The 16,454-nt window shown below is 32.4% G+C and carries 19 protein-coding genes; 11 read left to right on the top strand and 8 right to left on the bottom strand.

Annotated elements, in window-relative coordinates:
* Positions 1 to 61: 61 nt before the first annotated feature.
* Both BLT22_RS10125 and BLT22_RS10120 read right to left on the bottom strand, forming a co-directional pair.
* Positions 62 to 895, bottom strand: coding sequence for a Cof-type HAD-IIB family hydrolase (locus BLT22_RS10125; protein WP_091762995.1), 834 nt, complete (start codon positions 893 to 895; stop codon positions 62 to 64).
* Between the two features lie 16 nt (positions 896 to 911).
* Positions 912 to 1,658, bottom strand: coding sequence for a DeoR/GlpR family DNA-binding transcription regulator (locus tag BLT22_RS10120; RefSeq protein WP_091762993.1), 747 nt, complete (start codon positions 1,656 to 1,658; stop codon positions 912 to 914).
* A gap of 316 nt (positions 1,659 to 1,974) precedes the next feature.
* On the opposite strand from BLT22_RS10120, the gene BLT22_RS10115 reads away from it, so the two are divergent.
* The 8 genes from BLT22_RS10115 to BLT22_RS10080 all read left to right on the top strand — a co-directional run bounded on the left by BLT22_RS10115 (position 1,975) and on the right by BLT22_RS10080 (position 9,667).
* Positions 1,975 to 2,367, top strand: a complete 393-nt coding sequence (locus BLT22_RS10115; RefSeq protein WP_091762991.1) for a hypothetical protein — start codon at positions 1,975 to 1,977, stop codon at positions 2,365 to 2,367.
* 119 nt (positions 2,368 to 2,486) lie between these two features.
* A complete protein-coding gene (locus BLT22_RS10110) occupies positions 2,487 to 5,255 on the top strand; it encodes a sigma-54-dependent transcriptional regulator (protein ID WP_307723869.1) in 2,769 nt (922 codons plus the stop codon).
* A 176-nt stretch (positions 5,256 to 5,431) separates the two neighbouring features.
* A complete protein-coding gene (locus BLT22_RS10105) occupies positions 5,432 to 5,866 on the top strand; it encodes a mannose/fructose/sorbose PTS transporter subunit IIA (RefSeq protein WP_091762988.1) in 435 nt (144 codons plus the stop codon).
* On the top strand, positions 5,863 to 6,354 hold the full coding sequence (locus BLT22_RS10100) for a PTS sugar transporter subunit IIB (protein WP_091762986.1): 492 nt from the start codon (positions 5,863 to 5,865) through the stop codon (positions 6,352 to 6,354). The genes BLT22_RS10105 and BLT22_RS10100 overlap by 4 nt, the downstream gene beginning before the upstream one ends.
* A 14-nt stretch (positions 6,355 to 6,368) precedes the next feature.
* On the top strand, positions 6,369 to 7,175 hold the full coding sequence (locus BLT22_RS10095; RefSeq protein ID WP_091762984.1) for a PTS mannose/fructose/sorbose transporter subunit IIC: 807 nt from the start codon (positions 6,369 to 6,371) through the stop codon (positions 7,173 to 7,175).
* Between the two features lie 14 nt (positions 7,176 to 7,189).
* Positions 7,190 to 8,020, top strand: coding sequence for a PTS system mannose/fructose/sorbose family transporter subunit IID (locus tag BLT22_RS10090; RefSeq protein WP_091762982.1), 831 nt, complete (start codon positions 7,190 to 7,192; stop codon positions 8,018 to 8,020).
* Between the two features lie 224 nt (positions 8,021 to 8,244).
* Positions 8,245 to 8,538: a DUF1294 domain-containing protein gene (locus BLT22_RS10085; protein ID WP_218127272.1), complete on the top strand. Its 294-nt coding sequence runs from the start codon at positions 8,245 to 8,247 to the stop codon at positions 8,536 to 8,538.
* A gap of 55 nt (positions 8,539 to 8,593) precedes the next feature.
* Complete coding sequence (locus BLT22_RS10080) at positions 8,594 to 9,667, top strand: S66 family peptidase (protein WP_091762980.1); 1,074 nt, start codon at positions 8,594 to 8,596, stop codon at positions 9,665 to 9,667.
* A gap of 132 nt (positions 9,668 to 9,799) precedes the next feature.
* On the opposite strand, the gene BLT22_RS10075 is transcribed toward BLT22_RS10080, so the two are convergent.
* Positions 9,800 to 10,750: a UbiA family prenyltransferase gene (locus BLT22_RS10075; RefSeq protein ID WP_091762978.1), complete on the bottom strand. Its 951-nt coding sequence runs from the start codon at positions 10,748 to 10,750 to the stop codon at positions 9,800 to 9,802.
* 407 nt (positions 10,751 to 11,157) lie between these two features.
* Here BLT22_RS10075 and BLT22_RS10070 point away from each other — a divergent pair, with 407 nt between their 5' ends.
* A complete protein-coding gene (locus BLT22_RS10070; protein ID WP_176935452.1) occupies positions 11,158 to 12,135 on the top strand; it encodes a polyprenyl synthetase family protein in 978 nt (325 codons plus the stop codon).
* Positions 12,136 to 12,200: 65 nt separating this feature from the next.
* Here BLT22_RS10070 and BLT22_RS10065 read toward each other — a convergent pair whose 3' ends face one another.
* Entirely contained in the window at positions 12,201 to 12,743 is a 543-nt protein-coding gene (locus BLT22_RS10065; protein WP_091762974.1) for a DUF2812 domain-containing protein, read from the bottom strand.
* Entirely contained in the window at positions 12,743 to 13,063 is a 321-nt protein-coding gene (locus tag BLT22_RS10060) for a PadR family transcriptional regulator (protein ID WP_226910099.1), read from the bottom strand. Before BLT22_RS10060 ends, BLT22_RS10065 begins: the two co-directional genes overlap by 1 nt.
* Positions 13,064 to 13,230: 167 nt before the next feature.
* On the opposite strand from BLT22_RS10060, the gene BLT22_RS10055 reads away from it, so the two are divergent.
* The gene (locus BLT22_RS10055; RefSeq protein WP_091762971.1) at positions 13,231 to 14,253 is read left to right on the top strand and encodes a YeiH family protein; all 1,023 of its coding nucleotides are present in this window, start codon (positions 13,231 to 13,233) and stop codon (positions 14,251 to 14,253) included.
* Between the two features lie 64 nt (positions 14,254 to 14,317).
* Here BLT22_RS10055 and BLT22_RS10050 read toward each other — a convergent pair whose 3' ends face one another.
* Both BLT22_RS10050 and BLT22_RS10045 read right to left on the bottom strand, forming a co-directional pair.
* Complete coding sequence (locus tag BLT22_RS10050) at positions 14,318 to 14,851, bottom strand: dihydrofolate reductase family protein (RefSeq protein WP_091762969.1); 534 nt, start codon at positions 14,849 to 14,851, stop codon at positions 14,318 to 14,320.
* Positions 14,852 to 14,876: 25 nt separating this feature from the next.
* A complete protein-coding gene (locus BLT22_RS10045) occupies positions 14,877 to 15,506 on the bottom strand; it encodes a S24 family peptidase (RefSeq protein WP_091762967.1) in 630 nt (209 codons plus the stop codon).
* A 191-nt stretch (positions 15,507 to 15,697) separates the two neighbouring features.
* Between BLT22_RS10045 and BLT22_RS10040 the strand changes: the two genes are divergently transcribed.
* Entirely contained in the window at positions 15,698 to 15,916 is a 219-nt protein-coding gene (locus BLT22_RS10040; protein WP_087060426.1) for a helix-turn-helix domain-containing protein, read from the top strand.
* A 294-nt stretch (positions 15,917 to 16,210) separates the two neighbouring features.
* On the opposite strand, the gene BLT22_RS10035 is transcribed toward BLT22_RS10040, so the two are convergent.
* A partial coding sequence (locus BLT22_RS10035; RefSeq protein ID WP_176935450.1) for an ATP-binding protein occupies positions 16,211 to 16,454 on the bottom strand: 244 nt, incomplete at its 5' end.

Below are 16,454 nucleotides of genomic sequence, written 5' to 3'. Positions count from 1 at the left end.
TACTAATAAAAAAGAATTTATTAGTAAAAAATATAAGGACCTTGAACTTTGGACAACTATTTTAAGTATCTAGAATAAATTTTCTTATAGCTTTTGAAACCCCATTATGATTATTGTCAGTTGTTTTTAAATTTGTACTTTTCTTTACCTCTTCAGGAGCATTGTCCATTACGATGCCAAGCCCTGCTAACGACAGCATAGGAATATCATTAAAATTATCTCCTATAGCCATTGTGTTTTCTAAAGGGACATCATAGTACTTCGATAGCTCTACTAATGCTTTATCTTTAGATACATCACGATGAGTGATTTCTAAATAATTATCTTTTGATAAATAAAATGAGCTATTTGGTAAACGTAAATTAGTACAATATTCAAGAAGTTGTTTGATTTCTTCAGATTCACCAATTAGTAGCAGCTTATGAATAGGTAAAGCAACATTCAATAATAATTGTTGAATGTTCTTTACGATAGGATGCTCTTTCGTAATATCAGCTTCTATCTTTGTCCATTTATCAATTTTATCAACGTACCATTCACTTCCAGAATATAGATTAATTGTGACGTGGGGAAACTTAGTATTAATGAGGTTAATAAGTTGTTGGACATCTGTCCTATTTAATTCATGACTAAATAAGACAGTATAGTTCTCGTCTGATTGCTTTTTTAATACTAACGCTCCATTGTAACAAACAAGAGGATTGTCAGATAGGTTGAGCTCTTCCGTTATAGGAGACATGCCCTCTGGAGATCGAGCAGAAGCTAAAATAAATGGAATAGCTTTTTGGTGTAATTCTAGTAAAACATCTTTTAACTGATCATCAATTAAGTGATGAGTAGTTAAAAGAGTTCCATCGATATCACTTATCACAAGTTTGATTTGTCTTAAGTTCATGATTCCTCAGCCTTTCTTAATAAATTAATCTAACACTACTTGATAAGAATTCTGTTTTTTCTTTTTTTAAGGCTTTATCTGTTATGAAATAATCGAAGTCGTTAATTGTCCCTATAGTATAAGTAGCCGCCTGGTTAAATTTTGATTCCTCAGCTACTAAAATTTTTGTTTTAGCATTTTGTAAGACTAGTTGTTTTAAAAAGGCATCTTCTTGATCTTCAAAACTGATTTCTCCATTATGTAATCCAGCAGCACCAATAAAAGCAACATCAAACGAAATATTCTTCAATATTTCAGCTTCATTCAGAGAATAATAAAAACGATTTTTTTTAAAGAATTGTCCACCTAATAAATTAAATCTAATATTTGAATTATTACTTAGCATAATAGCATTATCTAAAGAGTGCGAATAGATGGTTGCCTTTTTGTCTACCAACTGAGCCAGCTTGAGAACAATAGTCGAAACATCTAAGAAATAAGTTCCATTGTCTTTAATAAATGTTTCAGCAATTTTTGCAATATGGATTTTAGCGTCAGAGAACATTCTTACTCTTTCTTCAAAAGAAAGAATTTGGTGTTCTTGATTAATTTTCACTATGCCGCCATGGGTTCGTTTAACTTTTCCTTCTTTGGTAAGAATAGAAAAGTCTCTTCGGATAGTATCGCGAGACACTTTGAAATAGTCAATCATATCTTTAGATGAAAGTTCTTCCTTTTTTTCTAACAGCTGTAAAATTTTTTCTAATCTTTGTTCTTGGTACATTTTAACCACCTCACAAGTAGTATAACAAATAAATATGTATTTTCAAGTAATTGTAAGTAAATTTAAGTATCTAAAGACGATATGTAGTTTGACATTCAATCATAAATATTTTTAGCCTGCTGAATTTATTTTCTGGTGTGTGAAAAAAAGAATAAAGCTGTTGAGGATAAAATAAAAAAAGGTAATGAATTGGCTTATAAATTATCTAAATAATTAACAGACAGTAAACGATATAGCAAATAGAATTCAAGAAGTTTATAATGTAGTAGAGTAATATCTATGTAGTTAGTTAGAATATTTGAAGAGGAGTAATATAATGAATTTATTTTTAAAAGAAGAAATTTTTTGTGAATATCTTGAAAACGAATACCCAGGATATAACTTTGAACTAGGGCACTCCGTTATTTCAATAAATATAATTAATTTTAATCCTGTTATGAGTTGTGTTTATATTAGTGATAACTTAGTAGCAGCCGCAAGATATCAGCGTCATCTAAAAGTTTTTACAGATAAATTGATTTTCAAGAAAGAGCAATTACTGAAAACTGAATGTATTGCAAAAGGAAGTAGAGGGCAAATACTGATTCATACAAAAGAAAAACTGGAAAATGGAAGTAACTTAATGTTAACTTTAAATGTATCAACGCTTACAGGAACTAAATGGCATAAAAAGAATTTAAAAAATATAATATCAAAATATAGTCAATAGTTTTATATACATGAGCATCAAATTTGATTGATATATAGTATCATTTGCTATATAAATAGACAGTGAAGACAAGAACTGTTTCGAATAAAGAGAAAAAAGTGTTTTAAAAGGCTGGGAAAATGATGAAACGGATTGAACGTGTGTATCAAAGATTACTAGGGACTTGGCAAAACAGTAGTAAAGAAGAAATACTAAAGACTCAAGGATCTTCAGCAAAAGAAATAGCAGAAGAGTTAATGCTTACAAGAGCAAATACTAGTTTAGAGTTAAATAAATTAGTAAGAGAAAAAAGAGTTTTAAAAGTTAAATCTTACCCTGTAAGATATCTACCAGTAGAAGTGCTTGAAGAGCAATTAAATCTGCAGTGGAATACAGAAATAGAAGAAGTTTTGAATTTAAGCGAATTCGAAGAAACAGTTAATGATACGGTTGAAAAATCAAATAGAAATCCTTTTGAATTAATGATCGGTAATAAAGGGAGTCTGAAAAAGGGTGTATCTCAAGCTAAAGCGGCAGTGCATTATCCACCTAACGGATTACATATGTTGCTTTTAGGACCTACTGGTTCAGGAAAAACTTTTTTTGCAAATAAAATTTATCAATATTCTATTTTTGAGAAATTAATAGACAAAAATTCTTCATTTGAAAGCTTTAACTGTGCAGATTATTATCATAATCCACAGTTGCTGCTAGCTCAATTATTCGGTTATGTACAAGGAGCCTTTACAGGGGCGAACGAAGATCATATAGGACTAGTAGAAAAAGCTGATGGGGGCGTCTTATTATTAGATGAGATCCACCGATTGACTCCTGAAGGACAGGAAATGTTATTTTATTTTATAGATCATGGATATTTTAATCGTTTAGGTGAAACAGGATTGAAACGTAAAGCAAATGTACTGATTATTTGTGCAACAACCGAAGACCCCAATTCATCGTTATTAGAAACTTTTTTAAGACGTATTCCAATGACAATCCAAATACCTGCCCTAAATCAACGATCTGTACAGGAGAGAATTGCTTTAACCAAATTTCTTTTTGAGCAAGAAGCTCGACGTGTACAACGGACATTTTTAGTAGATATTGATGTAATCAATGCATTGATTAATACGATTGAATATGGAAATGTTGGACAGTTGCAATCTCAAATACAGCTGGTTTGTGCCCAATCTTTTTTACATAACCTTCATGAAAAAGAAGAAATTAGTATAGGAATTCAAGAATTACCTGAAGATATATTATCGCAGTGGAGTTCAAGTAGTCAAAATATTCAACGCTCAAAAGAAGTAGAAGAATTATTAGATGTTACAACAAAAATATACCCTTCAACTCAGGAAATAACTAATGAAAATTATGAGGGTCTAAATATCTATGAAATTATTGAGCAAAAGGTAAAGACATTAGAAGAACAAGGGATCTCAGAAGAACAAATTCATCAATATATTTTGACAGATTTACACTTGCATGTGAAAAATTTCATTAATAATAAAACAATTAATTATAATTTACTCAAGTTTGTAGATCCAGATATCTCTAATCTAACAATGGAATTAAAGGTAATTGCTGAAAAAAATTTAAAAGTTCGATTCGATAGAAAATTTCTTTATTATATCGGGATGCATCTAGATGCCTATTTCCGTAGAGAGAAAAAGGATAAGCTAATTTCCCAATTAGATATACGAGAAATCATAACGGAACATAAAAATGAATATGATGTCGTAAAACTTTTTAAAGATAAAATAGAACAAACATTAAGAGTCATACTGCCCGAAATTGAAGTAATATATCTTACTATGTTGCTTGTATCAATAGAAACATTGGAAGAAAAGAAGAAAGTAAGTGTATTAGTCGTTACTCACGGAAACTCTACTGCGACTTCAATGGTTCAAGTCGCGGTAGAATTATTAGGAGCTGCACCCATTGCAGCTTTAGATATGCCATTGGATATAACGCCTGATGAGATATTCGATAAAATAGTTACTCAGGCCAAGGAATTAGATAATGGTTGTGGCGTGCTGATGCTAGTTGATATGGGTTCATTATCAATGTTTGAATCTAAACTGATTGAAAAATCCGGAGTGATGATTAAAACCATACCAAATGTCACAACTAGCATGGTTTTAGATGTGGTCAGAAAAATTAATTATATGGATCTAAGTTTAGGCGGGATATATTCTTCAGTTATGAAAGATTTTTTAGCAACCGTTCATTTGCACCAAAGTGGTCGAGTTAAAGCTATACTCTCCATTTGTACAACGGGTAGTGGAACAGCTAAAAAGATTGAGCAGATGATTTTAGGAATTCTTCAGTATTCAACTGAAGAAACGATTGAAATAGTAACTGTTTCGAGTTTGAAATTTCAAGAATCCATTCCTAAACTTGTGGATCAATACCAAGTGATCGCAACTGTGGGGACTCGCAATCCGAAAATTGGTGTTCCTCATATAACCCTTGAAGATCTAATAGAAGGTTCAGGAGAAAGCACACTTAGACAAATAATAGGATTACCTTATGAAAATAAGAACCAAAAAGATCAAAAGAATACTGTAATAAAAGAGTTGTGCCAAGATACTTTAAATATGCATTTGGTCTATTTAAATCCACACCATCTAACTGATTTGCTAATAGACTGGACAAAAGATTTGCAGATCAGACTAGGAACTACTTTTTCCAATACTTTAATTTTAAAGTTAGTCGTTCATACTGCTTTTTCTTTTGAACGAGTCATAAAAAAGAATCCATTAGCCTATAACGATCTTTGGAATGAGGAGAACAATGATTTACTAGAGGCAGTAGAAGGAACACTATCTACATTAGAAGAAAAGCTTTTGTTAAATTTAAGCGATGATGAAAAGCGATTTATCGTAGAAGTTTTAGCAAATGAGTAAAACTGTTTTGGTTTAGATATAACAGTGTTTCGTAAATGAATAATAAAAGAGAGAGTGTCTCAATTCACGAGACACTCTCTCTTTTTTTGGGATAAACATTTGGTATGAAAGGATTTAATGTTGAGACACTCTTTTGGCACAGAAATTGCTTATATAAAATGAAGGGAGTGAAATAAATGCTATCTATTATGATAAGTGGTCATGGAGATGTTTCATTAGGAATGTTAGACGCATTCGAAATGATTTTTGGAGAAGATCCTAAAGTCCAAGCTGTTCCATTCTTGAAAGGAGAAGGTCTTCCTCAAGTCAATAAAAAATTTGAAGAGGGGTTTGCTCAATTAAATGAGGAAGATGAATTATTAATTTTAGTTGACGTGTTTGGAGGAACGCCATACAATGCAGCAGCACAATTAGCATACGGCAAAGAATCGATTGATATCGTGACTGGAGTTAGTCTACCAATGATTTTAGAAGCTGCAGCAGCAAAAGAGACTATGCAGCTGTCACAACTAGTTGTACATCTTAAAAAAATCAGCAAAGAAAGCATAAAAATTTTTACAGAAGAAGTCACTGATTTGCAAGGAAAAGAAAATGAGGAGGATTTACTATGAAAATTGAATTAGCTCGTATAGATGATCGGTTTATACACGGTCAAGTATTAACAAAATGGGTAAAATTAAAACCGATTACACGAATTATTATTGTTTCAGATTCTGTTGCAAAAGATGAAATGCGTAAAACACTTATTCTATCTGTTGCTCCAGCGAATGTTAAAGCTAGTGCAGTATCGGTTGATAAAATGGTCCGTGCCTACAATTCACCTCGCTATGATAAAGATAACGTGATGTTATTGTTCGAATGTCCAGAAGATATTCTTAATTTGGTGGAAAAAGGTGTTCCTATTTCTGAAGTAAATGTTGGTGGAATGAGATTTGAACGGGATCGTCAGCAAATTACGAAAGCAGTCAGTGTTTCGCCAGATAATGTTACCGCTTTTAATAAGTTAAATGAGTTAGGGATAGAATTAGAATTGCGTCAATTACCAGGAGACACAAAACTAGATTTTTATAAAGAACTAAAAACAAAAATAAATAAGTAAGGAGGTAAATTAAAATGTCTATAATACAAATTATTCTTTTATTAATTGTAGCTGGTATAACTGGAATGGGTAGTGTGTTAGATGAGGCTCAGACTCATAGACCTTTAGTTGCGTGTACGCTGGTTGGGCTGGTATTAGGAGATGTGACGACGGGTATTATCTTAGGCGGAACGTTAGAAATGATGGCGCTAGGCTGGATGAATGTTGGGTTAGCTATGGCACCAGATACCGCAATTGCATCAGTAATTTCAACTATTTTAGTTATAACAACACAACAAGGAATTGGGGAAGGAATTGCGATTGCAGTACCTTTGGCAGCAGCAGGACAAGCATTAACGATATTCGTAAGAACCATTACCGTATTTTTTGTTCATAAAGCAGATAGCTTTGCAGAGCGTGGAAACTTCCGAGGAATTGAGATTATGCATATTTCAGCACTTTTTTTACAAGCTCTTCGTGTTATGATACCAACATTTATTATTCTTATGATTAGTGCAGAAGCAGTTGGTCAATTTCTGAATGGTATTCCAGAAGTGATTACTGGAGGATTGCAAATAGGTGGGGGAATTATCGTTGTAGTAGGATATGCAATGGTTGTGAATATGATGGATATACCTTATTTAAAACCTTTCTTCTATATGGGATTCTTATTCGCAGCGTTCACAAACTTTAATTTAGTTGGATTTGGCGGATTAGGGTTATGCTTAGCCCTACTTTTCATTCAACTAAAATATAATACATTAGGTGGAAATACAGAAACTCCTGCCACACCGAATAATGTAACGCTTGACGATGATTTAGATGATGATCTAGATGCTTAAGGAGGAAACTACGAATGGAAAATTCAGAAAAGAAATTGACAAAAAAAGATATAAATAGTATGTTTTTGAGATCGAATTTTTTATTAGGATCTTTTAACTTTGAACGGGTTCAAAATATGGGATTTTGTTATGTAATGATCCCTGCTATCAAAAGGCTATATGAGCCTGGGAAAGAACGAAATGAGGCGTTACAAAGACATTTAGAATGGTTCAATACTCATCCTTGGCTGACTGCACCTATTTTTGGTGTGGTAGGCGCTATGGAGGAAGAAAAAGCGAATGAAGGGGATATGCCGGGAAGTTCAATTGCTGCAATGAAAATTGGATTGATGGGTCCTCTAGCTGGAGTAGGAGATCCAATTTTCTGGGGAACAGCACGTCCAGTTTTGGCTGCGTTGGGTGCTTCATTAGCAATAGCCGGAAGTATCAGTGGACCCTTATTATTTTTCGTTTTAATCAATGTTATACGTTTAACAACAAAATATTACGGGTTAACATTAGGATATGAAAAAGGTAATGAAATTATTAAAGAAATGGCTGGAGGATCTATTAAAAAGCTAACAGAAGGCGCTTCAATAGTTGGGCTTTTTGTAATGGGGGCTCTAGTAAGTAAGTGGACAAGTATAAATATTCCCATTGTAGCTACAAGAATTACAAATGAAAATGGTGAAGTAGTTACACAAACAGTGCAAGATGTTCTAGATAGTATCATGCCTGGAGTATTAGCTTTAGTCTTAACATTGTTTGTTGGATGGCTATTGAAAAAAAATGTTAGTCCTCTATTGATCATTCTTGTGATATTTGCAATCGGTATTGCAGGTAAAGCTTTTGGATTTTTAGGATAGTAAAATTATACAATGTAATAAATTAGATAAACTTCTTATAAAGTGACCAGCAGAAAGAGTCTTATTTCTGCTCTAACTTTGTTAGAAGTTTATTTATATTCCAGACGGATCATTTTTCCTATTTTAAAAAATAACAATTCTGACTATGGTATACTATTCAAAGAAAAATTAGTTGGCGATTAAAAGTCTAACACATTTAATCGTAAAGTTTCAGGAGGTTTTTTATGAATCAATCACTTTCAAGTATCCAGATCATTTTATTAAGTACGATATTAATGATGAATCTGTATACTTTTACCTTATTTTACATTGACAAACAAAGAGCTATAAAACATAAATATAGAATTTCAGAAAAGCAACTGCTCCTCTGTTCTTTTTTATTTGGAGGAATAGGTTCCTGGTTAAGTATGGGGATATTTCGGCACAAAACACAAACGCTTATATTTAAACTATCAATTCCAATTGCTGCTTTACTGTCTTTTGTGAGTATCATGATTGTGTTATTCTATTTAACATAAATATTTTTTGCGATAGATATTTTAAAAGGGAAAGTCAAAACAGGAGATGGACATATTGATTAAGCCAAAGGGTCTGAAAAAAGGGGATAAAGTAGCTGTTGTTAGTTTATCAAGTGGTGTTTTAGGAGAGTCATTTGCAGCGCATCAGCTAGAAATAGGAAAGAAAAGATTAAAAGCTTTAGGTCTAATACCGATTATTATGCCTAATGCCTTAAAAGGGGTGGATAGTTTGGAAAAACATCCTGAATGGCGGGCAGAAGATTTGAAAGAAGCATTTATGGATCCGTCCATAAAAGGAATAATATGTGCTATTGGTGGGGACGATACTTATCGTTTGCTGCCATACTTGATGGAAGACGAGGAATTTATTCATGCAGTACATAACTTTCCTAAAATTTTCACAGGCTTTTCAGATACAACAATCAATCATTTAATGTTCCATCGATTAGGAATGGAATCTTTTTATGGTCCAAATTTTTTAAGTGATATTGCTGAATTAGCAGAGGAGCTTTTACCTTATACGAAACGTTCTCTAGAAGGTTATTTTGAGGATCATGAATTAACAGAAATCCCTTCAACTGAATGGTGGTATGAAGAAAGAACCGACTTTTCTTCTAAAGCTATAGGAACTGAACGTAAGCGACATTTTGAAAAAAACGGGATCGAAGTATTATCTGGAAAAAGGAAAACCAGCGGTAGGTTATTGGGCGGCTGTCTGGAAAGTTTATATGATTCTTTAATAGGAGCTCGCTATGGGGATGAACCAGATATAATAGAAAAGTATAAAATTTTCCCTCGGAAAGAAGAATGGAACGAGAAAATTCTTTTTTTAGAAACAAGTGAAGAGCGTCCGATACCTGAAGATCTAAGAAGTATGTTAATGACTTTAAAAGATTATGGTGTATTTTCAAGGGTGAATGGTGTACTAATTGGTAAACCACAAAATAATATATATTATGAAGAATATAAAAGTATTTACAAAGAGGTTATTAACGATGAGACATTACCGGTCTTATATAATTTACCTTTTGGACATGCTTGTCCCCGTTGTCTTTTGCCATATGGGATCGAAGTCACTATAGATACTGAAAAGAAATCAGTAAAATTTAACGAATCATATTTTGCATAGCTATATAGTAAATTTTTGATTATTAGGATTGTTGATAATTAGATATCGTATCAAAACCGTAGACAGATTAGAGTTGTCTACGGTTTTTTTATTGAATTTAATTAATTTAAAGATAAGTCAAACGAATAACTATTACGATAACCAAGCCCAACTAATAACCACTACAAATAGTAAAAGTTCTACTAGTGTGAAAGCTAAAAAAGATTTTACCGAAGTAATAAAGGTTTCAGCTTTTTCTTGTTTATTGTTAAATAACTGTACTTGCTTATGAGCAAAGAATACTGTTGGATAAACAAGTAACATAATCAAGGGTAACCACCCCATGAAGATTGGTACTAGGAACAATACATAACTTCCGTAAGTTAGCCAATTATATAATTGAATACTTTTTTCTTTACCAATATGAAAAACAATGGTAAATCGATTATTTTCAATATCTTGTTTCAAGTCACAGATGTTATTTGCAAGAACGATATTGGAGATTAATAAAACCTGTGGTAAAGAAACAAAAAATATAGCTAAGATCGTCAGCCAATCTCCTTGAAGCATAAATGTTGAATTCTGGAAATTTAATGCTAGAATCAGTGAATCTCTATAATTGACGAATATGGCAATAAAGATAATGCCAAACCCAAGAGGAGGACCAGAAAACAACTCTCCTAAGGGCATTCTAGAAATCGGAAGCGGCCCATAAGTATACGTAATCGCGATGATGGAACAGATAATACCAATTGGAAGCAAGACCAGATTAGTTCGAAAGACTAGAATCAAACCTAAAATGAAATAGAGAATGAGCATAATATAAATATAAACTACAACTAGTTTTTCGGAAATATTTTCTCTACCAATAATATTGTGTTCTTTCTTAAATTCTTCTGATGCAGCTGTCTGATAATCAACTAAGACATTGATAGAAGTGGTAGTGAAGTCAAGCAGAACGGCTGCAATAAAAAAAAGCAGGGTATTGAGTAAATTAAAAGTTCCAAAATAATAGATTGTGTAAAAAACGCCTAAAAGAACAGGAAGAATACTCGTGAATTTTGTCCGAATATCAACAAACCTCAAAAACTGTGAAATAGACATGGTAGACTCCTTTGGTTTAAGATGTGAATAAATATTGTGCTTACAGTATAGCAGAATAAGACGAATTCAATGATATAAAACGCTAATCTATCTTGAAATCTTATAATGAAAACATTGTTTTAGACAATTTAGCACTGCAAATGTATAATGATAACAAATGTTTTACATAAATAAATTTTAAAAATATTTGATAAGCTATGGATAATGTTCTATTAGTTGAAACATCATTCTATATACCGGATTTTATAATTCATTAATAGTATAGTGTCGTGCTGTAAATCTGCATGGTCTCAAAAAGAATTAGTTATTTACATTCTTTAATATTAATGTATAAAAATGAAGCTGATTTAAAGATAAAACTATTTCAAAAATAGTTAAATAAATTTGTAGATTAAGGCGGGATTGCTTTGAGCATTCACTCGATATGGGATGAATTTCCCGACTTGGAAAAGGAACTTAAGCAAACTAGGCAATTGATTTTCAGTAAGATTTTTATACGTAATCAGCAAGTGAATGATGCGGCAAAAGGTATTTTTCAGTCTAGTGGAAAAATGATACGTCCAGCTTATTCGTTGCTATTTTCGCAATTAGGGCCAAAGAGTGAACCGGAAAGAGCAAGAGTGATGGCTGCAGCAATTGAAGTTTTTCATAATGCAACACTGATTCACGATGATATCATTGATGAAGGGGATATAAGGAGAGGAACTCCTACTATACAAGCGGCTCATGGAAAAAAGTCTGCAGTGTACGCCGGGGACTATCTGCTTTCGGTCTGCTTTAGAATGACACATCCTTACCGTCAAATAATAGATGTGCAAGGTATACTTACTCGAGCCATGGAGAGAGTAATTGGAGGAGAGCTACATCAGTTAGACCAATCTTATAATCAAGAAATGACGATTCGCCGCTATCTGACGCAAATCCGTGGAAAAACTGCTGAATTATATGCACTAGCTTGTTTTGGCGGGGCGATGGAAAGTAACATGTCTACAAAAGATCAATGGTTGAGTTACCGAATTGGTGTTCAAATTGGAATGGCATTTCAACTGATGGATGATTTATTAGAATATACCCAAGATGATGCAGTATGGGAAAAAACTATGTTCCAGGACTTGAAAAATGGCATTTATACTGCACCAATCCTTTTTTCTATGAAACGTTCACCGGTGTTTTTCAAGAAACAATTTGCTAAAACAGAGTATACAGAACAAGATTTTATAGAGATCCGTAAGGAATTAATGAATACACAAGGAATTAGAGAGGCATTTCAGCTAGCTGAACGGTATACGAATAAAGCACTTAAGCTGATTGATCAATTACCTGACGGGAAAAGCAAAGAGGATATTAAGGAATTAACAGAAATCTTGCTTTATCGAGAACTATAAACATTGAATAATAGATTAAAAAGAGAATAACCCATTATGGGCTATTCTCCTTTTTTAGATTAATATTATTCTTTGCGTAATTGATGAATTTTTTTAGTTAAATTAAGGACCATTTTTAAATATAATAAAGCTATAAAAGTGAACATAAGCAGAACAAAATAAATTAAGAAGGAGTTACTTGTGAGAATACCCGAAATGAAAGTAATTGGTAAGAAAAGTAAGCATATGATTAAACCAAAAGTTCCCCAGAGTTTTCTGATTTTACTAAATAATTCAATTTTTGAATCATTATCGGTATAGATTTTAGAGGATTCATCTGAAGTTTTCTGCTTTTTAAAGTAGCACCACTCGCCATCGAAAATGGGATAGGTGAATACAAGTGTCCAACCACTGTCTTTGAATAATTGTAAATAATCTTCTTTATCTCCCTCGTAAGAACTATGATAATCGATTTGATAAATGACATCATTAGAATCACCGGATTCAAAAAAGTAGCGAAAATCTTTATATTTAGTAAAATGCCAACCCTTTTTTGACATTTCTTCTAAATAGTTTTCTTCTTTTTCAAAATTATCTGCTGTGATGAATTTGATGACTTTCTTTTCCATTAATCTTTCACCCTTTCTGCATTTAAATATAATTCATTAATTCTTTCTTTTTCAATTTTTAATAAGTCATTTCCAAGCGAAGTAGTCTGATATATTTTACGTTTATTTTCTTCTTTAATAATTTCAATTAAACCATCTTTTTTTAATTTAGATAAACTTCCATACATGGTTCCAGCTCCGAACTGTATCCTTCCAGAAGTTAGCTCTTCAACAAATTGCATAATACTATATCCATACCTTGGTTCTTGCAAAGAAAGAAGTATATAAAAGGCTGTCTCAGTCATAGGCATATATATTTTCTGTAAGTCAGTTTTGATCATACTATCGCACCTCGATATATATTGTAAACAAAGTATATCGAAGCTCGATAGTTAAGTCAATAAAATAATTTTAGTAAAAAGTGACTTTTTTTATATGTAAGCGATTAGTATATGAAAATCAACTAAAAAAACGAGTATAATGGTTCTATTAAAGAAAGGAAGAGTTGATGAACTTTAAGAATAAGCTAAAAGAATTATCCAATACATATCCAGTTGTTCCTGGGATAGTGATTGCATTAATAGTTGCGGTAATTTCAAAGAATATGGCAACACTTTTCCCACAAATCGGAGGAGCAACCATTGCGATTTTATTTGGTATAGTTCTAGGTAATACAGTATTTAAGCAATCCATTTTATCTAAAGGAACAAAATTTGCAGAAAGTAGGTTGTTGGAATATGCAGTAGTTTTACTAGGTTTTACTGTTACGTTTCAGACTATTGTTGAGATGGGATTTAAGGGATTGGTGTATGTCATACTGATGATGACTACTGTCATTATAGGAACCTATCTTATCGGGAAAAAACTCGGTTTTGGTGAGAAAATGACTTTGATGATGGCTGGAGGAAATGCCGTTTGTGGAACTTCTGCAATAGGAGCTATCGCACCATCTATTCAAGCAGATGATGAAGAAAAAGGTCAAGTGATAACACTAGTTAACTTGATGGGAACTGTAATGATGCTTTCTCTACCATTTCTAGGAGTAGCTCTTTTTGGAGACGATCTATTAAGCAAAAGTGCTTTACTTGGAGGGACCTTACAGTCAGTAGGACAGGTTGTAGCAGGAGCTAGTTTAATTGGACCAGAAACAGTCAAATACGCTATGCTTTTCAAAATTACACGGATTATTTTGCTGATCGCAGTTGTTTTACTCTTTAAAAAGAAAGTACAGAAAAGTACGGGAGAACAGTTAAATAACAATGAAACGAAAAAATTACCAATTCCTTGGTATGTACTAGGATTTTTGATTATTTGTATCTTGAATAGTATATTTACGATTCCTACAGTAATTATTGATTCTACTGATTATATTAGTACTTGGTTTGAAATGACTGCCTTAGCAGCAATCGGGTTACGGCTTGATTTTAGGAAGTTTATTAAAGAAGGGCCACGTTTCCTTGTTTATGGATTATCAGTGGGTGTACTTCAGACCGTTGCTGCAGTAGCATTTATTTACATTTTACAATTTTAACCATAAGAAATAGCCATCATAGAAGTCTGAAATCACACTTTTATGATGGCTTTAATGTATATTTTTATTTGCGAATGAAGTGAAGATAAGTTAGTTGATTTTGTACATAGCAGTTAACTTGGTGCAACTTTATTTCATCTTGGAAAGAGTCGAATAAAGGAATACCGTTTCCCAATAAAGTGGGGATAATCGTAATTCTGAATTCATCAATCAGATTATGCTGCAAGAGTGGTTTGATAATAGAATGTCCGCCAACGATCCATATATCTTTACCAGCTTCCATTTTCAGATGCAGTATAAGTTCAGAAATTTCTTCATTGATAAATTTGACATGCTTTTTTGGTTGAGCTGGTCTTGATGTCAACACGTAAGATTGAATATCTTCATAAGGATAAAAACCAGGAGAAAGTTCGTTGATTACCTGATCATAAGTTGTTCGTCCCATGATAACTGTATCTATGGTACTGTAAAAATTCTCGTAACTAAAATCTTCGACTGGATCAACAACATGAGTATCTAACCAATCTATTGAACCATTTTTTCTAGCAATATATCCATCTAGACTCATAGCAATGAATAGTACGACTTTCCTTTTCATAATACTCCTCCAGTATGTGCCACAGTTATTTTTCAACAATATATAATACAATCTTACCTAAAATATTGAGTTCAGTATCGGTCATTTCAAATACTGAATCAATGAATTTTGGATCATGGGATGCCGGTTTTAAAATGAGTTTGTTTTCTATTTTATAAACATGCTTGATACTACGCTCAGTCTGATGACTGTAGACAACGATATCTTCATTATTAAGATCAGCTAGCTCGACTGGCTTAATGCCAATCAATGAATTAAGAGGAATCAATTTATCCATAGATCTTTCGGACATACGAGAAAATATAATGTCTTCGGTACCAGCGTATCGTCCCAGAATTAAATCAGGGAGTTCAACTTTGTCTATCTCAGAAAGATCATTTAAATCATCAAATAAACTTGTTGATTTAGAATGTGTATAATCACTATAAAATGCTGAAGAACCTTCCATTACAAAATCTTTTTGATCAATCAATTCTTCTGAAGAAATCCCCAACCCTTTACAGATTTTGATTACGTTCTCTAGTTTCGCATTGAAAATGCCTCTTTCTAATATGGAACGTATAGTGGTATAAGGTAAACCGACAGCTCTCGAAAATTCTTTTACTGTTCCGAATCTCTTTAATATCATAGTTTTTAATTTTTCTTCTCTATTCATATCGTGTCTCCGTTTTTTTTGTAGTTAATAAAACAATAGCATACGAAAAATCGCATATCAATATTCTTTTTAACACAATCGTTATTTAATGTTGACAAGTACGAAAATTCATATTATGATGAAGTCAGTTGCTAAATATGTCATAGGGCATAACTTTTTAATACGAAAAATCGTACAAAGGAGGTAGAAAGATGTTAAATAATTTTGAAAAAATTCGTAAAGAAAAAGGAGTCTCACTTGTTGATATCGCTGATTTATTACATATAAGGTATCAAACAGTCAGAGAAAAGATAAATGGAGATTCAGATTTTAAATTCGGGGAAGCAGTGAAAGTAAAATACGCTTTTTTTCCTGAATATGAAATCGAATATATTTTTAAAAGGACACAGGAGAATGAAGAAGAAGAGTGAATGTACCTTATTCAAAAAAATAAATAAACGATAAAAGCAATGAGTGCTAATATAATCATTAACACTCATTGCTTTTATAGCATCTAATGTATAATTGAAAGACAGTTTGATTTATAAGTTTAAGCTATGCATTGCTTGGCAAAAAAATATTAGATGAATATACTAGGAAAATATATAATACGATAAAGTCGAAAATAGTTGTCTTTGATAGGAGTATTGGGAAAGTGTATTTTGCAAGAATAAAATCCATAAGAGTGCAGGAAATTTATCCATAACTTTGCAGTTCCCATTTAGTTAATTTCTTAATTGAGACAAAGCATTGGTATACCGGTAACTTGTGCCCGCAAAAGTGAAGATATGAGCGTGATGAATCAACCGATCCACTAGTGCACTGGTCAATCTTGAATCTTGAAACACTTTACTCCAAGAGCTAAATTCCAGGTTCGTTGTGATAATCAAACTTTTCTCTTCGTAAAAATCTGATATTAAGTGAAATAGTAATTCTGCACCTTCTTTATCAAAAGGTAAGTAGCCTAGT

Origin of the sequence: Marinilactibacillus psychrotolerans (assembly GCF_900101525.1) — a bacterium.
GTDB lineage: Bacteria > Bacillota > Bacilli > Lactobacillales > Carnobacteriaceae_A > Marinilactibacillus > Marinilactibacillus psychrotolerans.
Note: the sequence above shows the minus strand (reverse complement) of the source record. Positions and strands in the feature narration are given on the sequence as shown.